A 22,844-nucleotide genomic window follows, 5' to 3' on the forward strand; every position below is an offset into this window, starting at 1 on the left:
GGCGATACCGCAGCATTAATGCCAAACAGGCGCTGCCCGAAGGGTTCTTCCTAGGGGCAATTTACTCTTTGTTCCTCGGTTTTGACTTAGCCCACTAGGTTACAAACCTCGCGCCGCGATTAAATCGCCCCTAGTTTGAACAAATTTTAATCCGCAAAGATCAACAGACCCTAACCCCTGCATAATAGTAGCTAACTGCTCTGTTTCTTGGCGTAAAATTCTATCATTTGATAATAGTAAAGTAGCTACGCCAAATTCCCGAGGGATGTCGTGTTCAACATATTCGTAAGGTAGGGATTGTGTTTTGAGTGCGGCCTCTAACTGCTGGCGCTGTGAGTCCGATAAACCTTTACTAAATATATACACTGTAGGCTGTTGGCATGCACTCAACAATAGCATGAGTGCACACGCTAAAATTCCATTTTTCATTATCACCCCCGTTGATTACAAGCGTAGTCTAAAGGAGTGATTTAAAATCGCAACTTAATTTATTTGGCTGTTTAACCTGAAGTCTGGTTATTTAGCCATGCATCGACACTCTGACGTTTGTACAGCACTTCATTAAATAACCGGTGACGCTCAAATACTAGCTCACTTTGTTTGGTTTTAAGCCCGCTAGTTAGCTGGCTATGGGTATCGTTAAACTTAGAAATAACTGAAAAGCCACGTTCAGTGTCTTCTTTTACCTGTTGTGCTAGATGCGCTCTTACATCATCAGCGGTTAACAGATCTGAATGCTCTAAGCCCATTAGCTCTTTTTTCATCGCTAATCTTATGCCCATGTTTTACTCCATTATTTATATTCAATCTCTTATACGGCCGATATTGGCAATTAGCGCGCCAATGTGTAATTTTTTCGCGTGAAGCTTAACCCTAAATTACTTCAGTTTTTTTAAAGACTATAAAAAGAGATAAAAAGTTTCATAAAAAATCACATAATCAACTCACCTAACAAGCTCACTTTGGTGCAAAATAGCCACTGAGCCTTTATACTACAGCTAATACCACCCCCACTGAGAAACATGATGAACGAAGAATATATAGAAGTTGAGTTAGAAGAAGAGCCTATAGAGCTGTGCAAATTATTAAAGGTATTAGATCTTGTTGAAGGTGGTGGTCAAGCAAAAAACCTAATTAGCGAAGGCTATGTCGGTGTTAACCATGAAATTTGTACAATCAAACGGAAAAAATTATACAGCGGTGATGTACTTGCATTTGATGGCGAGTTGTTTCAATTAACGTTAAGTGAAGATGCCACTCCAGCAGAACGTCCAGTTATTGATGAAACAGTTACAGCAGAAAAAGCCGCGCCAGTAGCAACAACAGAGCCGGCTAAAAATAAACGCAAACGCACTAAAAAGCCTAAAGTTGATGAAAAAACGGGTCGTCGCCCTATTTCATTTGGCTAACATTTGCTTAAGTTATATGTGTTATTAAAAGCCAGTTTGCATCACTGGCTTTTTTATTCTTTAATAGAATATCAATAATAAAAAATAGATGCTTACATGTCAGAAAACACCTCAAACCGCTGGATAAAACCCGTACTTATTACTGCCTTATTATGGAACATATTAGGTATTCTTGCATTTGTCATGCAGCTGTTTCTCTCTCCAGAGATGATAAGTAAACTACCTGAAGAACAACAACTTGCTTATAACAGCCAACCTTTATGGGCTACTTTAGCGTTTGCTATTGCGGTATTTGGCGGCGCATTAGGATGCGTACTTTTGTTATTCAAAAAGTCTCTAGCCAGATTAACATTAATAATCTCTTTGGCAGCGGTTTTAGCTCAGCAATACTATAATTTTATGATTATTAATAGCATCAACTTGTTTGGTATTAGCGCTATTTTTATGCCTATTGCAGTCACCATAATTGCGATTGCATTGGTGTATTTAAGTTTCCATTTAAAACAACAGGACTACTTTAAATAGCACTTTTTTGAGTTTAGTTTTGTGGCCAATTATTACTCAGAGTATCCCTTGAATTTTAACTTTTGGCCTTCATCTCTATTTAAATAACGACCAAAATAAATTATACAATATGGTATTTTTTATCATGGTACACACTTTGCAAATCACTACAGAGGTCACTTTTACAAGAATATTAATCTAATTTATTGAAGGGACAAATAATGAAAAATAGTTTCGACACCCAACAACAGCTCACTATCAATGGCGAGCAGTATCATATCAACTCGCTCATGGGACTTGGCGATAAAGCCAAACGCCTGCCTTTCTCGTTAAAAGTATTGCTAGAAAACTTACTACGTAACGAAGATGGTGTGAATATTAAAGAACAAGATATTCAGGCCTTATTAGATTGGGATCCAAAAGCGAAGCCCTCTGCCGAGGTAGCTTTCACTCCAGCCCGCGTAGTAATGCAAGATTTCACTGGTGTCCCTGCAATTGTTGATTTAGCTGCCATGCGTGATGCGATGGAAAAACTCGGTGGTGATCCTGCAAAAATAAACCCACTTTCTCCTGCTGAGCTGGTAATCGATCACTCGGTGCAAGTGGATGGTTACGGTAAAGATGGTTCATTCGACTTAAACTCAAAATTAGAATATGAGCGAAACAAAGAGCGTTACGAATTCTTACGTTGGGGACAAACCGCATTTGATAACTTAAAAGTTGTACCACCTGCAACCGGTATAGTTCACCAAGTGAATTTAGAGTATTTAGCCCGCGTAGTATTTAATGATACAAAAAACGGCAAATCGTTAGCCTACCCAGATACACTAGTCGGTACAGATTCTCATACAACGATGATTAATGGTTTAGGCGTACTTGGCTGGGGTGTAGGCGGCATTGAAGCCGAAGCCGCTATGCTTGGCCAACCTATTAGCTTGCTTATTCCACAGGTTGTGGGTGTTAAATTAAATGGTCGCTTACCTGAGGGCACTACAGCAACCGATTTAGTACTTACTGTTACTGAAATGCTGCGTAACCACGGTGTGGTAGGTAAGTTTGTTGAGTTTTATGGTGACGGCCTTGCCGACTTACCACTTGCCGATAGAGCAACTATCGCTAATATGGCGCCAGAGTATGGCGCAACCTGTGGTATTTTCCCTATTGATGAGGAAACGATTAATTACTTACGCTTAACTAATCGCGATGAGAAGCAGCTTAAACTGATTGAAGATTACGCTAAACACCAAGGCTTATGGCGTAACGATGGCGACGAAGCACATTATACCGATAAGCTTGAACTGACTTTAGATGATGTTGTGCCAAGCCTAGCAGGCCCCAAACGCCCGCAAGATAGAATTACTTTGGATAAAGCCGGCAAGGTTATTGGTCAGCACTTAAAAGACTTTCAAGACGAGCGTATGGCACGTCGTGATAAAAGCGATGAAGAGCAAGCGCGTATTGAAAGCGAAGGCCCTACTACCAACCCTGATGAGCCTACCGATGAAGCGCAGTTTATGGGCGCAGCAAAAGTAAACTTTAATGGAGAAGAATTTGAGTTAAATGATGGTGCCTGTGTTATTGCTGCAATTACTAGCTGTACAAACACATCTAACCCAAGTGTTATTTTAGCTGCCGGTTTAGTAGCTCAAAAAGCACGTCAGTTAGGTATTAATGTAAAACCTTGGGTTAAAACCTCACTTGCGCCAGGTTCTCAGGTGGTCACCGATTACCTTGAAAAAGCAGGGTTGATGGATGACTTGGATGCGCTTGGCTTTAATTTAGTTGGTTATGGCTGTACCACATGTATTGGTAATTCAGGCCCACTTGCTGATGAAATTAGTGAGGCGATTCAAAAACACAAATTAGTTGTAAGCTCAATTTTATCGGGTAACCGTAACTTTGAAGGGCGCATACATCAAGATGTTAAAATGAACTTTTTAGCGTCGCCTCCTTTAGTGGTTGCCTATGCCATAGCGGGTAGAACCGATATTGATGTTTACAACGAGCCACTCGCGCAAGATAAGCATGGTAACGATATTTACCTTAAAAATATTTGGCCGAGCGTTAAAGAAGTAAGTGAACTAGTAAAAAGTACGGTAACTAAAGAGATGTTCGAAAAAAGCTACGCCAATGTTTACGATGGCGACAGTCGCTGGCAAAAAATTCAAATACCTGATGGTAAACTTTACGATTGGGACGGTGCTTCGACTTATATCAAAAAAGCCCCCTTCTTTGATGGTATGAGCGTTGAACCACCAGGTATTCCAACTATTGAGGGTGCGCGTTGTTTAGCTAAACTGGGTGATTCGGTGACTACCGATCATATTTCACCAGCAGGCGCAATTAAGGCAGAGGCACCCGCAGGGCTTTACCTACAAGAAAATGGGGTTGAAAAAGCACAATTTAACTCTTATGGTTCACGACGTGGTAATCACGAAGTAATGATGCGCGGTACATTCGCTAATGTGCGCCTTAAAAACTTACTAGCCCCTGGTACCGAGGGCGGTGTTACCCGCACTCAACCTGATGATAAGCTAGAAAGTATTTATGACGCGGCAATGGCATATCAAGAAAGTGGAACACCACTAGTGGTTCTAGCAGGTAAAGAGTATGGAACTGGCTCTTCGCGAGATTGGGCTGCAAAAGGGTCATTATTACTCGGTATTAAAGCTGTGATAGCACAAAGCTATGAGCGTATTCACCGCTCTAATTTAATTGGTATGGGCGTACTTCCTTTACAATTTAAAGAAGGTGAAAGCCATGAATCACTAGGCTTAACTGGGCAAGAGCAATTTGATATTCAAGGGTTATACGATAAAACCGACGAAGTCAGTGTGATTGCGACTAACAGTGAAGGTAAACAAGTTAGCTTTAGTGCCGATGTGCGTATTGATACTCCGAAAGAGTGGGATTACTACAAACATGGCGGTATTTTACAGTACGTACTGCGCAATATGCTCGACTAACAACTTAAAACGAAAATGCAGCCCGGCTCAGTAATGAGCTGGGCTTTTTTATATTATTAATGGATGCTTGCGCTAAATCAATGCCGCTTTATAAAGATTACATACACTAAGAAGACACGCTGCGCAGAGGTCGCTATGTCTTCAATTGTAATAATAAGACTACTTAAAACATCGATTTTGCTTGGATTGTGCTTAATAGTGACAGGCCATGGTTTAATTGTATCGAGCTACTTTACCAGCCAGTTCGGCATTAAAGGTATTATTACTGCAGCTGCCTGTATTGCAATTGGCGTACTTTTATCGTTGCCCACAAAAATATACTTAACTATATTATTAATGGAAGCAGAAAAGCGTTATTTGAAGACACAGCAAAAACACCTCAAAACTAAAAGCCGCTAAAACTTTCGACCTCTTTACTGCGTTGCTCTATTCTCTTTTTAGCTTTTTCAGCATCTTCAAACAGCTTATTAATTGATTCACTGTTGTATATCGCTGGTGCTCGCTGAGGAAAGGGCTTTACTGCTGATTTAGCACTGCCACTCAAAATGGCGGTATCTTCTGCAACCACGACATTAATATCGGCGGGGTTAAGCTTTACCACTTCGCTTTTACCATTCTTGTTTGGTACATCTGAGAAATGCCATTGTCCTTGCTCGTCTTGCCATTTATAAATTGGCTTAGGAGTTTCTGTCTCAAAGGTAGCCCCAGTGATTTTTTCACCCGCTGTGGTAATTGCTGAGGTAATACTATCTAACGCGCTAGATGAAAGCGCTATCATTTCATTCTTGATCTCTGTTGATTCATTATAAATATGAGAGGTGCTTAGCCAAGGCTGGCTATTGGGTTTTTTAATATAAAACAATAAGATAACAGCAATTATCATCACTGACACTGCTAAATAGGTGAAGTATTTCATAGCGTTCCTGCTGTGTGTTTAATCCATCATCACAACCAATATAATAAAAAAGAATCAATTCAGCAAATATTAAACAATAAAAAACGCAGCAAAGGCTGCGTTTTTTTCATTTTATAGCTTTGAATAATAAGGTAATTAAATTCCATCACCATCAATATGTAAGCCACATTCACGGTTCAAGCCAAAAAAACGGGTTTCCTCTTCACTCATGCCGGGCTCTAGTTTACGCGTGGTGTGCACATCCCCCATCGACACATAACCTTGCTCCCATAATGGATGATATGGCAAATTATGCTTTGTTAGATACTGATATACATCGCGATTATTCCATTCAATAATGGGATACACTTTTACCGTACCTCGGCTTATTTCTAGTACTTGCTTTTCAGCACGGCTTGAGGATTGATCTCGACGTAGGCCACTAAACCAAGTGCTCGCATTTAGCTCCTTTAAAGCGCGTGTCATTGGCTCTACTTTATTGAGCTGGTTGTATTGCTTAATGCCTGCCTCACCTAGCTCCCATAATTTTCCAAATTTAGCCTCTTGCCATGCAGGGCTCAGCTGCGCTTTATACACTTTTAGGTTAAGTGATAACTGCGAAGTCATTTGCTCTATAAACTGATAGGTTTCTGGAAATAAGTAGCCTGTATCGGTTAATACCACAGGTATATCTGGGCGCTGTGCAGTCATTAAATGCAACATAACTGCAGCCTGAATACCAAAGCTCGATGATAAAAACGCAGTGTCAGGCAAATTTTCAAGTGCCCATGCAACGCGCTGCTCTGCGCTCATGTCAGCCAGCAAACCGTTCGCATCAGCTAACATAGCCTGTTGGCTTTGCTTATCTAGCTGTAATATGTTTTTAAATTCACTCATGGTCAACTTTAAACCTCACCAGCGCTTTGCGCTGCTTTTAAATTATGCGTAAAAATCGGTAACGGATACTTTTACTTCTGCAACAATACCTTTGCGGATCACAAAATCACCAAAACATTCGCCATCATTACGCTCACTAACCCATTGCCCAATGAGTTTATCGAATGCTTCTAAGTAAACCTCTTCGCCAACATTTTCAAGGTAAAGCTTTGGAATACGTGTACCCTCAGTATTCCCCCCAAGGTAAACGTTGTACTTACCAGGGCCTTTGCCGACCAAGCCTGCTTCTGCTAGCATGGCACGACCACAGCCATTCGGACAACCAACTACACGCATAATAATGCTGTCATTTGGCACCCCGTGTTTGGCTAATAAGCCTTCTATTTTTTCAATTAAACTCGGTAAGTAACGCTCAGCTTCGGCCATAGCTAATGGGCAAGTTGGCAATGCCACACACGCCATTGAATTTTTGCGTTGCTCAGTGTCCTTATCGTCAATCAAACCATGATTGCGGGCTATTTCTTCAATTACTGCTTTTTGATCGGCCGGTACACCCGCAATAATTAAGTTTTGATTTGCCGTCATGCGAAAATCACCTTGATGAATTTCTGCAATTTTGCGACACCCTGTTTTAAGCGGCTTATCTGGGTAGTCTAAAATACGACCGCTTTGAATAAATAAGGTTAAGTGGTGCTTACCATCAATGCCTTCTACCCAACCAATACGATCCCCTCGGTGAGTAAACTCATAAGGGCGGCTTGGTGCAAAGTTCACGCCTGCGCGCTTTTCAACTTCAGCTTTGAATACTTCAGTGCCAACACGATCGAGTGTGTATTTAGTTTTTGCATTTTTACGATTTGAGCGGTTGCCCCAATCACGCTGAACAGATACCACGTGCTCAGCAATTTTTAACGTATCTTCTAGGCTAATAAAGCCAAAGTCGTCCGCTTTACGTGGGTAGGTTGCTGTATCGCCATGAGTCATCGCCAAACCGCCGCCTACTAGCACGTTAAAACCAACGAGTTTGCCATCCTCAGCAATCGCCACAAAGTTTAAATCGTTAGCATGTACGTCCACCTCATTATTAGGTGGGATCGTCACTGTAGTTTTAAACTTACGCGGTAAATACGTTGAACCTAAAATAGGCTCTTCTGTAGTTTCAGATTTTTCGCCATTGAGCCAAATTTCAGCGTATGCCTTCGTTTTAGGTAATAAGTGTTCAGAAATTTTTGCCGCCCACTCGTAGGCCTCTTGATGTAACTCAGATTCAACCGGATTGGTAGTACATAATACATTACGGTTAACATCACCAGCGGTGGCAATCGAATCAATTCCAACACTATTAAGCAATTGATGCATACCTTTAATTTCAGGTTTTAATACACCATGAAACTGAAATGTTTGGCGAGTTGTTAAACGAATACTGCCATAACTGGTTTTATCACCAGCAAATTTATCAATTGCAAGCCATTGCTCTGGCTTAATAATACCGCCAGGCATACGTGCGCGAAGCATCACATTATGCAGTGGCTCTAGCTTTTGTTTAGCACGTTCCGGACGAATATCGCGATCATCTTGTTGATACATGCCGTGAAAACGAATTAACTGGAAGTTATCGGCGGTAAAACCACCTGTGATCTCGTCTTTTAAATCTTGCTCTATGGTGCCACGTAAAAAGTTGCTTTCTCTTTTCAAACGCTCGTTATCAGAAAGCTTTACGTTTTTATCTTGTTCGCTCATGTTTAATCCTAAATTTGTTACAGTGACGGCTGTTAGCGTTATTTTTTATAAAGTAAGCAATGTGCACTTAGTACACGTCTTTCTGATAGCGATTTGCGCTTCTTAAGTCTTTTAAGTACTGCTCTGCGTCTTCATAGCTTTTACCAGTGTTTTCGCTAATGATATCAACTAAGGCATTGTGCACATCTTTTGCCATGCGGTTAGCATCGCCACACACATAAAAATGAGCTCCCGCTTCTAACCAATCAAACACTTCTTTTGAGTTTTTACGTAACTTGTCTTGTACATAAACTTTTTCTGCTTGGTCACGGCTAAACGCCACATCGACCTTACTTAGTAAACCTGACTTTAAATACCCTTGAATTTCTACTTGGTACAAGAAGTCTTGAGTAAAGTGTGGGTTACCAAAAAACAGCCAGTTTTTACCTGTTGCTTCTCGTGCATCACGCTCTTGTAAAAAGGCGCGAAATGGCGCAATACCAGTACCTGGGCCAACCATAATAATTGGTGTGTCATCGCTTACTGGTAAGCGGAAGTTATCGTTATGTTCACTGAATACTTTTACTTTACAGCCTTCTTCTGCGCGGCGTGCTAAGTACCCTGAACAACCACCTAAGTGCTCTGTGCCAAACGCTTCAAACTCAACCAATGCAATAGTTAAGTGCACCTCATCTTCAACCTCAGCTTGGCTAGAGGCAATTGAATATAAACGTGCTTGTAATTTACGCAGGCAATCAACTAGTGTTTGCGCTTCTAATTTAGCTGGGTTTTGTGCAACCACATCAAAGATTTGACGAGGCTCAATGTATTCGCGCATTGCGCCTTTATCTTCTACTAGTTTAAGCAGCTCAGGCGTGCCTGTAGCCGTGGCGTACTTTTCAACAAACCCAGGGTAGGATTGTGTTAGCTCTAGTTTTTCAATTAAGGCATCACGTACGCTGAGTTCTTCATCGCCAAGTTTAACGCGGCTAGTTGGATCAATTTGCGTTTGCGCTAGTAGCTCATCTACACGGGCTTCATCATTTAAAAAGTAAATACCGAGTGAATCACCAGGTGTATACGTAATGTCTGACCCTTCTAGTGAAATTTCAACATGGCGTACATCTTTGGTTGAATCACGACCGGTAATTTTTTGCACTAAGCTTAGCTCTGCCGCAAACGGATTTTGCTTTGTGTACTGACTAGCCGCTGCTGCAGGAGCGCCAAATGGCATTGATACAACTTGACCGCTAGTTGCATCTTGCTGGGCTTTTAAGTCTGGTTCAAACGCATTTAATGCGCCCTCAATCCAAGTGGCTGCTTCGTCATCATAATCAACGTCTAGGTCGGCGCGTTGATGAATAACCTCTGCACCTAATTTAGTTAAACGCTCTTCAAAGTCTTTAGCGGTTTGGCAGAAAAATTCATAGCTAGAATCACCTAAACCTAATACTGCAACTTTGACACCATCAAGCTTTGGCGCTTTTTTAGTAATTAAAAATTCATACAGTGTTTCGGCGTCTTCTGGTGGCTCACCCTCGCCGTAAGTCGATACAACAACGGTTAAAAACTTTTCTTTTTTCAGGGCTGTCGGTTTGTAATCTGACATACTAACCAGTTTTGTTGCTAAGCCGCGAGACTCAGCTTGCTCTTTAAGTTTAGTCGCCACCGCTTTAGCATTACCTGTTTGCGAACCATATAAAATGGTCAACGCTGCCGCTTCCGAGGTTGCGGGTGCACCTGAAGCTGGCGCGCCTAGCGCTGCAGAATTAGCATTAGCAGCTAAGTAGCCGCTAACCCAGGCTTGCTGAATTGGATTAAGCTCAGCCACTAAACCTTGTAGCTTTTGTACTTGCTCTTGCGAAAGCGGACTTGCTAGCGCATTGAGTTGACCTAACAACATGAATTTTTCCTCATAACCCTGAACGTTAAACACAATGCTTGTTCACATTGTTTAAAATGAGTGCCACCTCACTCAGAAAGTTCTGTTGAGGTTAATTGAGTATGCAGGATAGCCGCCTAAGCATAGATAAAAAAAGAATAGAATCTGCTTTGATATTCCATTTAGTTATTAAGTTATCTAAAAACCTACGAAATAGGCCTAAAAGGGTTTTATTGCCTTTTATGAAATTTTAATTTAACAATTTTGTAACTTTAATGTTCTAAGGTATATTACGCAAAAATATAAATAGGAACACCTATGTTACACGGTATATATAAAAACAAATTACTTTTGAGCACCTTGTTATTATCCTCATTACCCGCGATGGCTAATGTGGTTAATGGCAACTTTGAACAATACAGTGGCAACACCCCAGATGCGTGGACAGTGATTGATAGCGGTATTAACGTATCTGCCAACAGCACAGTCGTAAGCACAGGCTCACAAGCAGCAGCGATTAGCGTTAATACAGGCACACAAAGCAATACTGATTTTTTGCAGCAAGTCGCTGTTGAAATGGGTAAAACTTATGAGTTCTCAGTAGATGTGTATCATACCGAAGGCCATCTTAAGGCGCGTTTGTTGATAGATGGTTATCAAGGCTATTCAAATCCAGCACAAACCAACCAATGGCAAACCATTACTTACAGCTACACAGCCGATAGTAATAAAACCATTGATGTCGGCTTACGCTTTTATGATACAACGGGATTTGATGGTAGCGAGTTAGTTTATGTTGATAACTTCTTGCCTAGTAATGACAGCAGTGGCTCTCCAAGCTGCGCAGATAACAGCCTTACTTTTAGCCTAACCACAGATAACTACGGCGAAGAAACCAGCTGGCAAATAGCGCACAACCAAACCGGTGTCGTTGCAAGCGGAAGTGGGTATGCGGCAAACACCCAATATACCGAACAATTATGCGTAACCGATGGTGAGTATACATTTACTATTAATGACAGCTATGGCGATGGTATTTGCTGTTCATATGGCAGTGGTAGCTACGCCTTGAATAATGAAAGCACATTGCTTGCCAGTGGAGCTAGTTTTCAAACAACCGAGGCTACCGCTTTCTCATTAGGAAGCACTGAGCCAACGCCAACACCGACGCCAACCGGCTACTATGTGACGACCCAAGGTTTATCGGGTTACACGCTTAAAACTGAGCTTTATAACATTATTAATAATCATAATGCTCAAGGGTATTCTGCTATTTGGAATTTTTACGACGCATCAGCGCGTGATAAATACTTTGAAAACGATAATAGTATTTTAGATATGTACAGCGAGAAGCCCAATGGCTCTGATAGCTACACATACACAGCCGTTAGCGATCAATGTGGCACCTACAGTGGTGAGGCAGATTGCTACAACCGAGAGCATTCGTTTCCTAAAAGTTGGTTTGGTGGAAAAGTTGAACCGATGAACTCTGATGTTCATCATATTTACGCCACTGACGGCTATGTAAATTCAAAGCGAAGTAACTTCCCGTTCGGTGAAGTAGCAAGTGCTTCATTTACCTCAACCAACGGTAGTAAATTAGGCTCAGCAAGTAATGCGATTAATTACAACGGTACTGTATTTGAACCTATTGATGAATTTAAAGGTGACTTTGCTCGTGCTTATTTTTACATGGCAACCCGTTATCAAAACGTAATTGGTGCTTGGCAAAATAACACCGCAGCTAGTAATGACGTGCTTAATGGCACCAGTACCCAAGTATTTGAAAGCTGGGTTGTGGCCATGCTGTTAAAGTGGCATAACAACGATCCTGTTAGCCAAATGGAATTAGACCGCAACCAAGCAGCGTTTGAATTTCAGGGAAACCGTAACCCGTATATCGATCATCCTGAGTTTGTAGAGATGATTTGGTAAAAGGCTTCGGGCTTTTCTTACACCTATTTTATAATATTATTTTTTGCACTTAGGTTCGTAACACTCAACCCAAACTTCGGCGCTATAATTTATTTACTTCTGAAGGCTGAAAGCTTCAAACTTATCGCTTTTTTAAACGCAAAAAAAACCCCAGCAAAAGCTGGGGTTTCTTATAAAACAGACTTAATTAAAAATTAAGCTTGTTTTGGACGTTCAACAACATCTACCAAAGTCCAAGATTTGTTCTTAGAGATTGGAGCGCATTCACGGATAGTGACAGTGTCACCCGCTTTTGCAGTGTTATTTTCGTCATGTACGTGTAACTTAGTCGTACGTTTGATGAATTTCCCATAGATTGGGTGCTTCACGTAACGTGCGATAGCAACAGTGAAAGATTTTTCCATCTTGTCGCTGATTACACGGCCTTGAAGAGTACGAATTTTATCGCTCATTATTGACCTGCCTTCTGGTTAATAATTGTTTTTACACGCGCGATATCGCGACGTACTGTTCTTAGCGTGTGTGTCTGAGCTAGCTGACCAGTGCTTGCTTGCATGCGCAGGTTAAACTGCTCACGAAGAAGACCTAGAAGTTCAGCATTAAGCTCTTCTACGCTTTTATCTTTTAGTTCGTTTGCTTTCATCACATTACCGTCCGAGTTACGAAAGTTGTTTTGAATGGCAGCTTACGAGCAGCAAGGTTAAACGCTTCACGAGCAAGCTCTTCTGAAACACCTTCCATTTCGTAAAGTACTTTACCAGGCTGAATTTCAGCAACCCAATATTCAACAGAACCTTTACCTTTACCCATACGAACTTCAAGAGGCTTTTCTGTGATCGGCTTGTCAGGGAAGACACGGATCCAGATTTTACCTTGACGTTTCACGTGACGTGTCATAGCACGACGAGCTGCTTCGATTTGACGAGCAGTCATGCGGCCACGACCAGTAGCTTTCAAACCGAAAGTACCGAAGCTTACTTTGTTACCGTTTTGCGCTAGACCACGGTTGCGGCCTTTATGCATTTTACGGAATTTTGTACGTTTTGGCTGTAACATTACTCGCTACCTCTACTTAGCACTTTTTTTGGCTTTCTTTGGTGCGCGTTTAGCTGGCTTCTCTTGCTCTTGTACTAGTGGTAAACCACCAATAACTTCGCCTTTGAAGATCCAAACTTTAACACCAATGATACCGTAAGTGGTTAAGGCTTCAGAAGTTGCGTAGTCGATATCAGCACGAAGAGTATGTAGAGGTACACGACCTTCACGATACCATTCTGAACGTGCGATTTCTGCGCCGCCAAGACGACCGCTAACTTCAACTTTAATCCCTTTAGAACCGATGCGCATTGCATTTTGTACCGAACGCTTCATAGCGCGACGGAACATAACACGACGCTCTAGCTGAGAGGCAATGCCGTCTGCTACTAGTTGTGCATCTAGTTCTGGTTTACGTACTTCAGAAATATTAATCTGAGCAGGTACACCAGCGATTTTAGTTACCGCTTGACGTAATTTTTCTACGTCTTCGCCTTTTTTACCGATAACAACACCCGGACGAGCCGTGTGAATAGTTACTCGGATAGATTTTGCTGGACGCTCAATAACGATTTTAGACACAGAAGCCGCTTTCAATTCCTTAGTAAGGAATGTACGTACTTTGTGATCGCCAAAAAGCTGTGCAGAGAAATCTTTTGAATTCGCGTACCAGGTAGAAACCCAAGGTTTAGATATACCTAGGCGAATACCAGTAGGATGAACTTTTTGTCCCATTACTTATATCTCCTAGCTATCTGAAACCACAACAGTGATGTGGCTTGTACGCTTAAGGATGCGGTCTGCGCGTCCTTTAGCACGTGGCATAATACGTTTCATTGTTGGACCATCGTCCACAAAGATCGTTGTTACACGTAGCTCATCAATGTCAGCACCTTCGTTATGCTCTGCGTTAGCAATAGCAGACTCAAGTACTTTCTTAACTAATACAGCCGCTTTTTTCGGGCTGTACGCCAGGATTTCTAGTGCGCGATCGACAGGTAACCCGCGGATCTGATCTGCAACTAGACGTGCTTTTTGCGCCGAACCAGAGGCGAATTTATGTTTAGCTAATGCTTGCATTTATCTTCCCCTCTTAACGTTTCTTCGCTTTCTTATCCGCAGCATGGCCACGGTAAGTGCGAGTTGGTGCAAATTCACCTAGTTTGTGACCGATCATTTCGTCAGAAACGAAAACTGGTACATGCTGGCGACCATTATGGACAGCAATGGTCAATCCGATCATGTTAGGTATGATCATTGAACGACGGCTCCAAGTTTTAATTGGCTTCTTTTCACCGCTTTCCAAAGCTTTCTCTACCTTCTTCAGCAAGTGTAGGTCTATAAAAGGACCCTTCTTGAGAGAGCGTGGCATGGCTATTCCTCAATATTACTTAGTACGACGACGTACTATAAATTTATCCGTACGCTTGTTCTTACGCGTCTTAGCACCTTTAGTCGGTTTACCCCATGGAGACACAGGATGACGACCACCAGATGTACGACCTTCACCACCACCGTGTGGGTGATCAACCGGGTTCATGGCAACACCACGAACTGTCGGACGAATACCACGCCAGCGATTTGCACCTGCTTTACCAAGTGAACGAAGCATATGCTCAGCATTGCCTACTTCACCTAGCGTAGCACGACAATCAGATTCAACTTTACGAACTTCGCCTGAACGAAGACGTAATGTTACATATTGACCATCACGAGCAAGGATTTGAACGTATGCACCAGCAGAACGTGCGATTTGAGCACCTTTACCTGGTTTTAATTCTACGTTGTGAACAGTCGAACCTACAGGCATATTACGCATTGGTAATGCATTACCAGGTTTGATTGGTGCATCAACACCAGACTGGATTGCATCGCCAGCTTTTAAGCCTTTAGGTGCGATAATGTAACGACGCTCACCGTCTGCATATAATACAAGAGCGATGTTTGCGCTACGATTTGGATCATATTCTAAACGCTCAACAGTGGCTGGAATGCCATCTTTAGTACGTTTAAAATCGATTAAACGGTAATGCTGCTTATGACCACCACCGATATGACGAACCGTAATACGACCATTGTTATTACGACCACCTGATTTAGAGTTTTTCTCTAATAGTGGTGCGTAAGGTTTACCCTTATGTAAATCTGGGTTAACCACTTTAACTAGGTGACGACGACCCGCAGAAGTTGGCTTACACTTTTGAAGTGCCATAATTCTAACTCCCCTTATTACTCGGCGCCGCCGACAAAGTCCAGCTCGCTACCTTCTTTAAGAGTAACGTAAGCTTTCTTCCAGTCGCTACGACGACCGAAACGCATGCCAGTACGTTTTGTTTTACCCTTAACGTTAAGTGTGCGAACACCAGTTACTTCTACTTCAAAAAGCTTCTCAACTGCCGCTTTAATTTCAGCTTTAGTTGCATCATTTACTACTTTGAAAACAATTGTGTTGTTTTCTTCAGCAGCAATTGTGCTTTTTTCAGAGATGTGTGGAGCAAGGATCACTTTTAAAAGACGTTCTTCACGGATCATGCTAGCGCCTCCTCAAGTTGCTTAACAGCAGCAGCTGTAATTAGTACCTTATCGAAAGCAATTAAGCTTACAGGATCGATACCAGCTACATCACGTGTGTCAACCTTGTACAGGTTACGTGCCGATAAGAAAAGATTTTCATCTACTTCTTCAGTCACGATAAGAACATCTTTAAGCTCAAGTTCTTTAAGCTTAGCAACTAGTTCTTTAGTTTTTGGTGCTTCAAGACCAAAACTTTCAACAACGATTAAACGCTCTTGACGAACTAATTCAGATAAGATGCTTTTGATCGCACCGCGGTACATTTTACGGTTTACTTTTTGGCTGTGGTCTTGTGGTTTAGCTGCGAAGCTAACGCCACCTGAACGCCAAATTGGACTACGGATTGTACCAGCACGTGCACGGCCAGTACCTTTTTGAGCCCATGGTTTTTTACCACCACCGCTTACTTCAGAACGTGTCTTCTGAGCACGAGTACCTTGACGAGCACCTGCTGCGTATGCAACAACTACTTGGTGTACTAATGCTTCGTTAAACTCACGTCCAAAAGTAGCTTCAGAAACTTCAAGAGCGCCAGAAGCGTCTTTAATTGCTAATTCCATCACTAAATCTCCAGGACTTATGCTTTAACAGCTGGTTTAACGATAACGTCACCGCCGATAGCGCCAGGTACTGCACCTTTAACTAAAAGCAGGTTACGCTCAGCGTCAACGCGAACTAGTTCAAGGTTCTGAGTTGTTACTTGCTCATTACCCATTTGACCGGCCATTTTCTTACCTTTAAACACCTTACCAGGTGATTGGTTTTGACCGATTGAACCAGGAGCACGGTGAGATAGAGAGTTACCATGTGTAGCGTCTTGCATGCTGAAATTCCAGCGCTTAACACCACCTTGGAAACCTTTACCTTTAGAAGTACCGGTTACGTCAACTTTGTTGATTTCGTTGAATAATTCAACAGTAAGCTCAGCGCCTACTTCAAAATCGCCTTCACCACCATTTAGGCGGAATTCCCACAGACCGCGACCCGCTTCAACACCAGCTTTAGCGAAGTGACCCGCTGTTGCTTTGTTTACACGGCTTGCTTTTTTAGTGCCTGCGGTTACTTGAAGCGCGTTATAACCGTCTGTTGCGTCAGATTTGATCTGAGCAATGCGGTTAGGAGTCGCTTCAATAACTGTCACAGGGATAGATACACCATCTTCAGTGAAGATACGTGTCATACCCACTTTACGACCGACTAGACCTAATGCCATTTTCCTAAAACCTCTCTAATCTTCCGATTAACCCAGGCTGATTTGAACATCAACACCAGCAGCAAGGTCTAAACGCATAAGTGCGTCTACAGTCTTGTCAGTTGGTTCTACGATGTCGATCAGACGTTTATGGGTGCGGATCTCGTACTGATCACGCGCGTCTTTATTAACGTGCGGTGATGTAAGTACAGTAAAACGTTCAAAGCGTGTAGGTAGTGGAATTGGACCACGTACTTGTGCGCCAGTGCGTTTCGCAGTTTCCACGATTTCCGCCGTTGATTGGTCAATCAAACGGTGGTCAAAAGCTTTTAGGCGAATACGAATGCGTTGATTTGACATTCTTAAACCTCAATATAAAGAGCATTTAAAGAGCATAAAAAAACGACCGAAACAATCTTAATAATTAAGATGCCGGTTGTTTGATTATATCTACGTTGAGTTCCAAATCGGAACTCCTGTTTATTAGCTTGAAATCCAAGCTTAGTTTATTCTTTCTTGTTCCCGAGGGAATTTTGAAAGCCTGCGTATTATAATGATACTGGTGATAAATGCAACAACTATTTAGACATTATTACTTTGTTATTGTCGTTTAAAAAATAGCTAAGTTTATTAATAGTGAACGCAATAGAGGTGATGGTGTCTTTATAATGTCATAGCTTGTCGATTAATCTGCAGGGGATTTTTTAGATATTATGTTATCCTATGCGCTAATTTTGCTGTTATATACCCATATTGGTATGGGTAACTACTCTCTTATGGTGAGTCAATGCGTATTTTAAATTATGGTTTAAATCTTATCTCTGGTGGTATTAGCCGCTTGTTTGTTAAAAGCAAAGTACTGCCTGAAAAACCTTTAGAGCAATTTGAGCTAAACCCTAAAAACCCGACATTTTATATAGTGCGTTTAAATTCACGCTTTGATTTAGCGGCACTGGCACGTGTTTGTAAACGAAATGGTTTACCAGACCCAACAGAGCAGCAAGTATTAGGTGACGAGGCATTAGATCGCTTTATCGGCATTAAAAACCCTCCCCCGCTATTTGGTGATAAAGAAAAACCTACCAATGCATTAGCGCAAGGCAAACACATTGTTGAGCATTTATTAAATAGTGGCCAAAAAAATGTGCAGGTTGTGCCTGTGACTATTTTATGGGGCAGAGCGCCGGGTAAAGAAAAGCCAGGATTAAGCACTTTACTTTCGCACTCACTTACGCCCAGCTGGTTTAGAAAAATCTTTGTGGTACTTTTTTCAGGAAGAGATAACTTTATTCGATTTAGCCAGCCACTCGACCTATCTTTATTGGTTAATGAAAAAGCCGACGTTAATGAACTTCCTCATAAGCTGTTGCGTGTAGCTCGAGTTCACTTTAAGCGTCAAAAGCTGGCTGCTACAGGGCCTAAAATCCCATCTCGTGATCAGTTATTTAGCTCACTACTAGCATCACCCACAATTAAAAAAGCAATTCAAACCGAGGCCACTGAAAAAAACATCAGCCAAGCCCAAGCGCGACAAAACGCCTTAAAATTGCTGGATGAAATTGCCGCTAATTATAGTGATGCCACCATCCGCGTTGCGGATCGTATATTAACGTGGCTTTGGAATAAGCTTTATAATGGCATTGATATAAAGTACACCGAGCAAATTCATGACCTAACCAATAAAGGCCATGAAATAATCTACATGCCGTGTCATCGTAGTCATATGGATTACTTACTGCTAACCTACTCTATTTATCATCAAGGCCTTGTACCACCGCATATCGCAGCTGGGATTAACCTCAACTTTTTCCCTGCAGGTGGCATATTCCGCCGCAGTGGTGCATTTTTTATTCGTCGCTCATTTGCTGGTAACAAACTCTACTCAGCGGTATTTAAAGAGTACTTGAGCCAGTTATTTATAAAAGGTTATTCGGTTAAGTTTTATACCGAAGGTGGCCGCAGCAGAACCGGACGTTTACTACCCCCAAAAACCGGCATGCTCGCCATGACATTACAAGCAATGCTGCGCGGTATTGATCGCCCAGTATCCATTGTGCCTGTATACATAGGCTACGAACACGTAATGGAAATAAACACCTACCTAAAAGAGCTCGCGGGTAATGATAAAAAGGGCGAGTCGATATTAGGTATTTTTAAAGCGATTAAAAACTTAAAAAACTATGGTCGTGGTTATTTAAATTTTGGTGACCCTATTTCTATTAACCAATACCTAAATGACAACCAGCCAGACTGGCGCGAGTCAATTCATGCTACCGACGTGCAAAAGCCACAATGGTTAGGGCCGCAGGTGGCTAATCTTGCTGATCAGGTTATGGTTAAAATTAACAATGCAGCCGCACTTAACTCAGTTAACTTACTGGCGATGATTCTGCTAGTAAACGATAAGCACGCATTGAGTAAACCTAAATTGCTAGCTCAGCTTGAGTTTTATTTGCGATTACAACGTGAAGCTAGCTACAGCAATAAAATAACCGCACCCGATGAAACGCCAGAGCAACTACTAGAACACGCCTTAAAGTTGAATAAGTTTGATGTGATCAGCGACGAATTTGGCGAAATAATCGCGATAAACGATAAAGAAAAAACCTTATTTAACTATTACCGTAATAACATTTTGCATATTTTTGCAGTGCCTAGTTTAGTTGCCCTGCATTTATTCAAGCAGCATCAAAGTAGCGTTACTCGCTGCCATCAATTGGTAAAATCTTTTTATCCGTTATTCGCCAAAGAGTGGTATTTACAAGAGCTTGATGAAAGCTATGTAACCCGCATTTTAACTAACTTTAGCGATCAAGGCTTAATTGAGCTTGATGGTGATAACATTAAAGTGACTCAAAATAACGATAGCTTTGCCAAACTCGAAATGCTTGGTCGTGCATTAAGCTTTACTCTGCAACGTTATGCGATTGTGATTGGCTTTATTCAAACCAGCCAAGGTATTGCAAAAGCAGAACTGGAACGTGAAAGCTATGTGTTGGCACAGCGTTTGGGTACGTTACATGGTATTAAAACGCCGGAGTTTTTTGATAAGAAGGTACTTAGTAGTTTTATTTCCAATCTTCGCGAACAAAAGCTTATTAGTGAATCTGATACAGGCTTACAAGGAAGCCAAGAGCTGTGCGAGACCTACAAGCAACTGCAAACACTGTTGCCAGCACGTATTTGGCAATCAATTACTGACATTGTTCACGCTCAATGTCAGTAACATACTCTTATTATCCACTGTATTGAATTAACTCAATATAGTGGATTTTAAAGAGTTAGCGCTGGCGCATTACCCCTTCTTGAATCGTCGAGGCAACTAAATTTCCTTGGCGGTCAAAAAACTGCCCACGTACCAGCCCTCGTCCCGAACTCGCGCTTGGGCTATCAATGGTATATAACATCCAATCATCCATTCTAAATGGACGATGAAACCACATAGCATGATCTATGGTCGCTACTTGCATATTCGGCTGCATAAACGACACACCATGTGGCTGCAGCGCGGTTGGTAAAAACTCAAAGTCAGACGCATACGCCAATAAGTAATTATGAATACGTTGATCGTCCGGCATATCGCCATTTGCTTTAAACCAAATATGTTTTACCGGTTCTAGGGCTTCAGGTTTAAAGGGGTTATGAAAGTTCACCGGGCGCATTTCAATCGGCATTTCACGAATAAACTTATTACGGATTGCTTCAGGAATATGCTGTGCATTTTCTTGATAAAACTCTAACGAAGAACGCAGTTCTTCAGGAGCTGGAACATCAGGCATAGTGGCTTGATGCGATAACCCTTGCTCTTCACCTTGAAACGACGCTGTCATGTAAAAAATAGGTTTACCGTACTGAATCGCACTGACACGTCGAGTGCTAAAACTTTTACCATCACGTATAGTTTCTACATCGTACACAATCGGTTTTGCAGCGTCGCCTGGACGTAAAAAATAAGAATGTAAGGAATGAACAATACGCCCCGCAGGCAGTGTTTCTTTAGCTGCTGAAAGCGCTTGCCCCATAACTTGACCGCCAAACACCGCTCTAAAACCTAAATCTTGGCTTTGTCCTCGATATAAACCTTGCTCAATTTCTTCAAGTGACAACAACGATAATAAATCATCTAATACTTGGCTCATTATTTCTTCCTCAATCCCCTAATTTATAAATGATACTATACAATAGTTAAAAAATACTAACTCACTGATTGAGGAAATCTAATATGGCATTTTGGCTTTTTAAAACCGAACCCGACGCCTTTTCAATTGATGACTTAAAGCAAGCGCCACAGCAAACAACGCTATGGGAAGGTGTACGCAACTACCAAGCTCGTAATTTTATTCGCGATGATGTAAAGCAAGGTGATTTAGTGATGATTTATCATTCTAGCTGCAAACAAGTTGGCGTTGCAGGGCTTGGTGTGGTTACTAAGGCTGCTTACCCTGATCCAACGCAATTTGATTTAAGTAGCGACTATTACGATGCTAAGGCAACCACTGAAAACCCTCGCTGGTTTGTGGTAGAAATAACTTATCAGGCGCATTTGAGTAGTTTAGTAAGCCTGCAAGCGATCAAAGCAAATACTGCTATAACTGATATAGCACTTAAAAAAGGCGGGCGTTTATCGGTCATGCCAGTGACCGAAAATGATTGGCATGAAATTTTAAATATGGCGAAATAAGCCACTAAAATAACTACATTTTCTTCATTAAAATAGTACTCCACCAGCGCAGCATGTCACCGCTCGATTTTCTTATGGAGCCAAATTTGTTATGATCTTCGGCTTGCTTTACTGGAGGATAAATGAAATTACTGTATTGGTTAGATGAATGGTTAACTCTCAGCGATGATGAGAAGCAAGCAAAACTACCAACCTCTGGTGAAGATTTACTCGGTGATGTGTATGTAAAATATCACTTTGTTGACCTCACTAAACCCCTACTTTTTACTTTTTCTCCTGCGGGCACCGATATACAAGAACGCGATCTAACTGAAGACTTTGCCCCTTGGGGCTATCATTTAGCGCAAAAGCAAGATGTTAATATTATTGCGTTTCAGCATTTGGGTAAAAGCAATTGGTTTCGTAACCGCAATTTAATCTTTTTTATTGAACAGCTATCAACTTTACTCTCTCCTTTTAAAACTAAGTTAGGCTATGGGCTCAGTCGTGGCGGCTTTGCTGTGGGTGCATTTGCTAAGTTACTCAAACTCGATAAAGTACTGCTTTTCCATCCTGTTAGCACCAAAAACAAACTTATCGCCCCTTGGGATGACCGCTCAAGTACTGAAATTGCTCAGCAATATGACTGGCAAGGTGACTACCATGATTTAGACTTAGGGGATGCCAAGGGTTACATTATTTACGACCCAACCAATCGTATTGACCGCCAACATGCTAAACGCTATAAACAGCTCACTCACTTACGCGTGTTTGGTATGGGTCACGGCACTCACGCCACCTATTTAAATAAGTTTGGTTTTTATAAACAAGTAGCGGTTGATTTTATTCGTAATCAGCAAATCGACATCGCGCAATTTAGGCTGCAAACAAAAACACTGCGTTTAAAAGAGGATTATTATAAAAAGCTTAATAAAGCCAACGCTAAATCGGCACATCGCCAAGCGTTATTAAGTACGGCTCACACTATTTTAATCGACGAAAAAGCAGCGCACGTTAAAGAGCATCAAGCGAAAATTGATATTCAACCTTTAATAGAGGTAGCTATTAAGCATCAAGACGAAAGCCCAAATGATGCCATTAAGCTATTAGAAGTTGCTCAACAACTCGTGCCTGACGACCCACTTGTTGAGCATAAACTGAGACAATTAGAATAAG

25 protein-coding genes and 1 pseudogene are annotated in these 22,844 nt (G+C 41.6%); 8 read left to right on the forward strand and 18 right to left on the reverse strand.

Features of this window, described 5'->3' with window-relative positions; translation table 11 throughout:
• Positions 1–168: 168 nt before the first annotated feature.
• Positions 169–429: pseudogene (locus CWB77_RS12980) on the reverse strand (hypothetical protein); the annotation flags it as partial.
• 71 nt (positions 430–500) lie between these two features.
• On the reverse strand, positions 501–782 hold the full coding sequence (locus CWB77_RS12985; RefSeq protein WP_008108379.1) for a hypothetical protein: 282 nt from the start codon (positions 780–782) through the stop codon (positions 501–503).
• Between the two features lie 243 nt (positions 783–1,025).
• Between CWB77_RS12985 and CWB77_RS12990 the strand changes: the two genes are divergently transcribed.
• The 4 genes from CWB77_RS12990 (at position 1,026) to CWB77_RS13005 (ending at position 5,278) form a co-directional block, all read left to right on the forward strand.
• Positions 1,026–1,409 carry an RNA-binding S4 domain-containing protein gene (locus CWB77_RS12990; RefSeq protein ID WP_008108378.1) on the forward strand — a complete coding sequence of 128 codons (384 nt, stop codon included), beginning with the start codon at positions 1,026–1,028 and terminating at the stop codon, positions 1,407–1,409.
• Between the two features lie 96 nt (positions 1,410–1,505).
• Positions 1,506–1,934 carry a hypothetical protein gene (locus tag CWB77_RS12995; protein ID WP_075170854.1) on the forward strand — a complete coding sequence of 143 codons (429 nt, stop codon included), beginning with the start codon at positions 1,506–1,508 and terminating at the stop codon, positions 1,932–1,934.
• A gap of 200 nt (positions 1,935–2,134) precedes the next feature.
• Positions 2,135–4,879, forward strand: a complete 2,745-nt coding sequence (acnA, locus tag CWB77_RS13000) for an aconitate hydratase AcnA (protein ID WP_054202786.1) — start codon at positions 2,135–2,137, stop codon at positions 4,877–4,879.
• A 135-nt stretch (positions 4,880–5,014) separates the two neighbouring features.
• Positions 5,015–5,278 carry a hypothetical protein gene (locus CWB77_RS13005; protein ID WP_138623058.1) on the forward strand — a complete coding sequence of 88 codons (264 nt, stop codon included), beginning with the start codon at positions 5,015–5,017 and terminating at the stop codon, positions 5,276–5,278.
• Here CWB77_RS13005 and CWB77_RS13010 read toward each other — a convergent pair.
• The 4 genes from CWB77_RS13010 to CWB77_RS13025 all read right to left on the reverse strand — a co-directional run bounded on the left by CWB77_RS13010 (position 5,265) and on the right by CWB77_RS13025 (position 10,293).
• Complete coding sequence (locus CWB77_RS13010; RefSeq protein ID WP_138623060.1) at positions 5,265–5,795, reverse strand: DUF4124 domain-containing protein; 531 nt, start codon at positions 5,793–5,795, stop codon at positions 5,265–5,267. The two genes, CWB77_RS13005 and CWB77_RS13010, sit on opposite strands and share 14 nt — an antisense overlap.
• A gap of 135 nt (positions 5,796–5,930) precedes the next feature.
• Positions 5,931–6,671, reverse strand: coding sequence for a phosphoadenylyl-sulfate reductase (locus tag CWB77_RS13015; RefSeq protein ID WP_054202789.1), 741 nt, complete (start codon positions 6,669–6,671; stop codon positions 5,931–5,933).
• Between the two features lie 42 nt (positions 6,672–6,713).
• On the reverse strand, positions 6,714–8,411 hold the full coding sequence (gene cysI, locus CWB77_RS13020) for an assimilatory sulfite reductase (NADPH) hemoprotein subunit (RefSeq protein ID WP_010391980.1): 1,698 nt from the start codon (positions 8,409–8,411) through the stop codon (positions 6,714–6,716).
• A gap of 67 nt (positions 8,412–8,478) precedes the next feature.
• Positions 8,479–10,293 carry an assimilatory sulfite reductase (NADPH) flavoprotein subunit gene (locus tag CWB77_RS13025; protein WP_138623062.1) on the reverse strand — a complete coding sequence of 605 codons (1,815 nt, stop codon included), beginning with the start codon at positions 10,291–10,293 and terminating at the stop codon, positions 8,479–8,481.
• Positions 10,294–10,590: 297 nt separating this feature from the next.
• On the opposite strand from CWB77_RS13025, the gene CWB77_RS13030 reads away from it, so the two are divergent.
• Entirely contained in the window at positions 10,591–12,207 is a 1,617-nt protein-coding gene (locus CWB77_RS13030; RefSeq protein WP_138623064.1) for an endonuclease, read from the forward strand.
• 194 nt (positions 12,208–12,401) lie between these two features.
• Here CWB77_RS13030 and rpsQ read toward each other — a convergent pair whose 3' ends face one another.
• Genes rpsQ through rpsJ form a run of 11 tightly spaced genes read right to left on the reverse strand, consistent with a single transcriptional unit; the run spans position 12,402 to position 17,368 of the window.
• Positions 12,402–12,659 carry a 30S ribosomal protein S17 gene (rpsQ, locus tag CWB77_RS13035; RefSeq protein ID WP_008108356.1) on the reverse strand — a complete coding sequence of 86 codons (258 nt, stop codon included), beginning with the start codon at positions 12,657–12,659 and terminating at the stop codon, positions 12,402–12,404.
• Entirely contained in the window at positions 12,659–12,850 is a 192-nt protein-coding gene (gene rpmC / locus CWB77_RS13040; RefSeq protein ID WP_008108355.1) for a 50S ribosomal protein L29, read from the reverse strand. Before rpmC ends, rpsQ begins: the two co-directional genes overlap by 1 nt.
• Positions 12,850–13,263, reverse strand: a complete 414-nt coding sequence (gene rplP, locus CWB77_RS13045) for a 50S ribosomal protein L16 (RefSeq protein ID WP_008108352.1) — start codon at positions 13,261–13,263, stop codon at positions 12,850–12,852. Before rplP ends, rpmC begins: the two co-directional genes overlap by 1 nt.
• 12 nt (positions 13,264–13,275) lie before the next feature.
• Positions 13,276–13,977 carry a 30S ribosomal protein S3 gene (rpsC, locus tag CWB77_RS13050; protein ID WP_008108350.1) on the reverse strand — a complete coding sequence of 234 codons (702 nt, stop codon included), beginning with the start codon at positions 13,975–13,977 and terminating at the stop codon, positions 13,276–13,278.
• A 12-nt stretch (positions 13,978–13,989) separates the two neighbouring features.
• The gene (gene rplV, locus CWB77_RS13055) at positions 13,990–14,322 is read right to left on the reverse strand and encodes a 50S ribosomal protein L22 (protein ID WP_004588690.1); all 333 of its coding nucleotides are present in this window, start codon (positions 14,320–14,322) and stop codon (positions 13,990–13,992) included.
• Between the two features lie 13 nt (positions 14,323–14,335).
• Complete coding sequence (rpsS, locus tag CWB77_RS13060) at positions 14,336–14,614, reverse strand: 30S ribosomal protein S19 (RefSeq protein WP_004588689.1); 279 nt, start codon at positions 14,612–14,614, stop codon at positions 14,336–14,338.
• Between the two features lie 15 nt (positions 14,615–14,629).
• On the reverse strand, positions 14,630–15,454 hold the full coding sequence (rplB, locus tag CWB77_RS13065) for a 50S ribosomal protein L2 (protein WP_007376192.1): 825 nt from the start codon (positions 15,452–15,454) through the stop codon (positions 14,630–14,632).
• Positions 15,455–15,471: 17 nt separating this feature from the next.
• Positions 15,472–15,774, reverse strand: a complete 303-nt coding sequence (gene rplW / locus CWB77_RS13070) for a 50S ribosomal protein L23 (RefSeq protein WP_006791359.1) — start codon at positions 15,772–15,774, stop codon at positions 15,472–15,474.
• Positions 15,771–16,376, reverse strand: a complete 606-nt coding sequence (gene rplD, locus CWB77_RS13075) for a 50S ribosomal protein L4 (protein ID WP_008108340.1) — start codon at positions 16,374–16,376, stop codon at positions 15,771–15,773. The genes rplW and rplD overlap by 4 nt, the downstream gene beginning before the upstream one ends.
• A gap of 17 nt (positions 16,377–16,393) precedes the next feature.
• Positions 16,394–17,029: a 50S ribosomal protein L3 gene (rplC, locus tag CWB77_RS13080; protein ID WP_008108338.1), complete on the reverse strand. Its 636-nt coding sequence runs from the start codon at positions 17,027–17,029 to the stop codon at positions 16,394–16,396.
• Between the two features lie 27 nt (positions 17,030–17,056).
• Complete coding sequence (gene rpsJ, locus CWB77_RS13085) at positions 17,057–17,368, reverse strand: 30S ribosomal protein S10 (RefSeq protein WP_002957900.1); 312 nt, start codon at positions 17,366–17,368, stop codon at positions 17,057–17,059.
• A 427-nt stretch (positions 17,369–17,795) separates the two neighbouring features.
• On the opposite strand from rpsJ, the gene plsB reads away from it, so the two are divergent.
• A complete protein-coding gene (gene plsB, locus CWB77_RS13090) occupies positions 17,796–20,234 on the forward strand; it encodes a glycerol-3-phosphate 1-O-acyltransferase PlsB (RefSeq protein WP_055012452.1) in 2,439 nt (812 codons plus the stop codon).
• Positions 20,235–20,289: 55 nt separating this feature from the next.
• On the opposite strand, the gene tesB is transcribed toward plsB, so the two are convergent.
• Entirely contained in the window at positions 20,290–21,147 is an 858-nt protein-coding gene (gene tesB / locus CWB77_RS13095) for an acyl-CoA thioesterase II (protein ID WP_010391943.1), read from the reverse strand.
• Positions 21,148–21,230: 83 nt separating this feature from the next.
• Here tesB and CWB77_RS13100 point away from each other — a divergent pair, with 83 nt between their 5' ends.
• On the forward strand, positions 21,231–21,689 hold the full coding sequence (locus CWB77_RS13100) for an EVE domain-containing protein (RefSeq protein ID WP_138570145.1): 459 nt from the start codon (positions 21,231–21,233) through the stop codon (positions 21,687–21,689).
• A gap of 122 nt (positions 21,690–21,811) precedes the next feature.
• On the forward strand, positions 21,812–22,843 hold the full coding sequence (locus CWB77_RS13105) for a cytosolic protein (protein ID WP_138570146.1): 1,032 nt from the start codon (positions 21,812–21,814) through the stop codon (positions 22,841–22,843).
• Position 22,844: the final 1 nt, after the last annotated feature.

This window comes from Pseudoalteromonas sp. S1610 (assembly GCF_005887465.1).
Lineage (GTDB): Bacteria > Pseudomonadota > Gammaproteobacteria > Enterobacterales > Alteromonadaceae > Pseudoalteromonas > Pseudoalteromonas undina.

What these genes read in the sequence shown, in the direction of transcription:
- CWB77_RS12985 (WP_008108379.1), bottom strand. Translation starts at nt 782, where the DNA reads ATGGGCATAAGATTAGCGATGAAAAAAGAGCTAATGGGCTTAGAGCAT.
- CWB77_RS12990 (WP_008108378.1), top strand. Translation starts at nt 1,026, where the DNA reads ATGAACGAAGAATATATAGAAGTTGAGTTAGAAGAAGAGCCTATAGAG.
- CWB77_RS12995 (WP_075170854.1), top strand. Translation starts at nt 1,506, where the DNA reads ATGTCAGAAAACACCTCAAACCGCTGGATAAAACCCGTACTTATTACT.
- acnA (WP_054202786.1), top strand. Translation starts at nt 2,135, where the DNA reads ATGAAAAATAGTTTCGACACCCAACAACAGCTCACTATCAATGGCGAG.
- CWB77_RS13005 (WP_138623058.1), top strand. Translation starts at nt 5,015, where the DNA reads ATGTCTTCAATTGTAATAATAAGACTACTTAAAACATCGATTTTGCTT.
- CWB77_RS13010 (WP_138623060.1), bottom strand. Translation starts at nt 5,795, where the DNA reads ATGAAATACTTCACCTATTTAGCAGTGTCAGTGATGATAATTGCTGTT.
- CWB77_RS13015 (WP_054202789.1), bottom strand. Translation starts at nt 6,671, where the DNA reads ATGAGTGAATTTAAAAACATATTACAGCTAGATAAGCAAAGCCAACAG.
- cysI (WP_010391980.1), bottom strand. Translation starts at nt 8,411, where the DNA reads ATGAGCGAACAAGATAAAAACGTAAAGCTTTCTGATAACGAGCGTTTG.
- CWB77_RS13025 (WP_138623062.1), bottom strand. Translation starts at nt 10,293, where the DNA reads ATGTTGTTAGGTCAACTCAATGCGCTAGCAAGTCCGCTTTCGCAAGAG.
- CWB77_RS13030 (WP_138623064.1), top strand. Translation starts at nt 10,591, where the DNA reads ATGTTACACGGTATATATAAAAACAAATTACTTTTGAGCACCTTGTTA.
- rpsQ (WP_008108356.1), bottom strand. Translation starts at nt 12,659, where the DNA reads ATGAGCGATAAAATTCGTACTCTTCAAGGCCGTGTAATCAGCGACAAG.
- rpmC (WP_008108355.1), bottom strand. Translation starts at nt 12,850, where the DNA reads ATGAAAGCAAACGAACTAAAAGATAAAAGCGTAGAAGAGCTTAATGCT.
- rplP (WP_008108352.1), bottom strand. Translation starts at nt 13,263, where the DNA reads ATGTTACAGCCAAAACGTACAAAATTCCGTAAAATGCATAAAGGCCGC.
- rpsC (WP_008108350.1), bottom strand. Translation starts at nt 13,977, where the DNA reads ATGGGACAAAAAGTTCATCCTACTGGTATTCGCCTAGGTATATCTAAA.
- rplV (WP_004588690.1), bottom strand. Translation starts at nt 14,322, where the DNA reads ATGCAAGCATTAGCTAAACATAAATTCGCCTCTGGTTCGGCGCAAAAA.
- rpsS (WP_004588689.1), bottom strand. Translation starts at nt 14,614, where the DNA reads ATGCCACGCTCTCTCAAGAAGGGTCCTTTTATAGACCTACACTTGCTG.
- rplB (WP_007376192.1), bottom strand. Translation starts at nt 15,454, where the DNA reads ATGGCACTTCAAAAGTGTAAGCCAACTTCTGCGGGTCGTCGTCACCTA.
- rplW (WP_006791359.1), bottom strand. Translation starts at nt 15,774, where the DNA reads ATGATCCGTGAAGAACGTCTTTTAAAAGTGATCCTTGCTCCACACATC.
- rplD (WP_008108340.1), bottom strand. Translation starts at nt 16,376, where the DNA reads ATGGAATTAGCAATTAAAGACGCTTCTGGCGCTCTTGAAGTTTCTGAA.
- rplC (WP_008108338.1), bottom strand. Translation starts at nt 17,029, where the DNA reads ATGGCATTAGGTCTAGTCGGTCGTAAAGTGGGTATGACACGTATCTTC.
- rpsJ (WP_002957900.1), bottom strand. Translation starts at nt 17,368, where the DNA reads ATGTCAAATCAACGCATTCGTATTCGCCTAAAAGCTTTTGACCACCGT.
- plsB (WP_055012452.1), top strand. Translation starts at nt 17,796, where the DNA reads ATGCGTATTTTAAATTATGGTTTAAATCTTATCTCTGGTGGTATTAGC.
- tesB (WP_010391943.1), bottom strand. Translation starts at nt 21,147, where the DNA reads ATGAGCCAAGTATTAGATGATTTATTATCGTTGTTGTCACTTGAAGAA.
- CWB77_RS13100 (WP_138570145.1), top strand. Translation starts at nt 21,231, where the DNA reads ATGGCATTTTGGCTTTTTAAAACCGAACCCGACGCCTTTTCAATTGAT.
- CWB77_RS13105 (WP_138570146.1), top strand. Translation starts at nt 21,812, where the DNA reads ATGAAATTACTGTATTGGTTAGATGAATGGTTAACTCTCAGCGATGAT.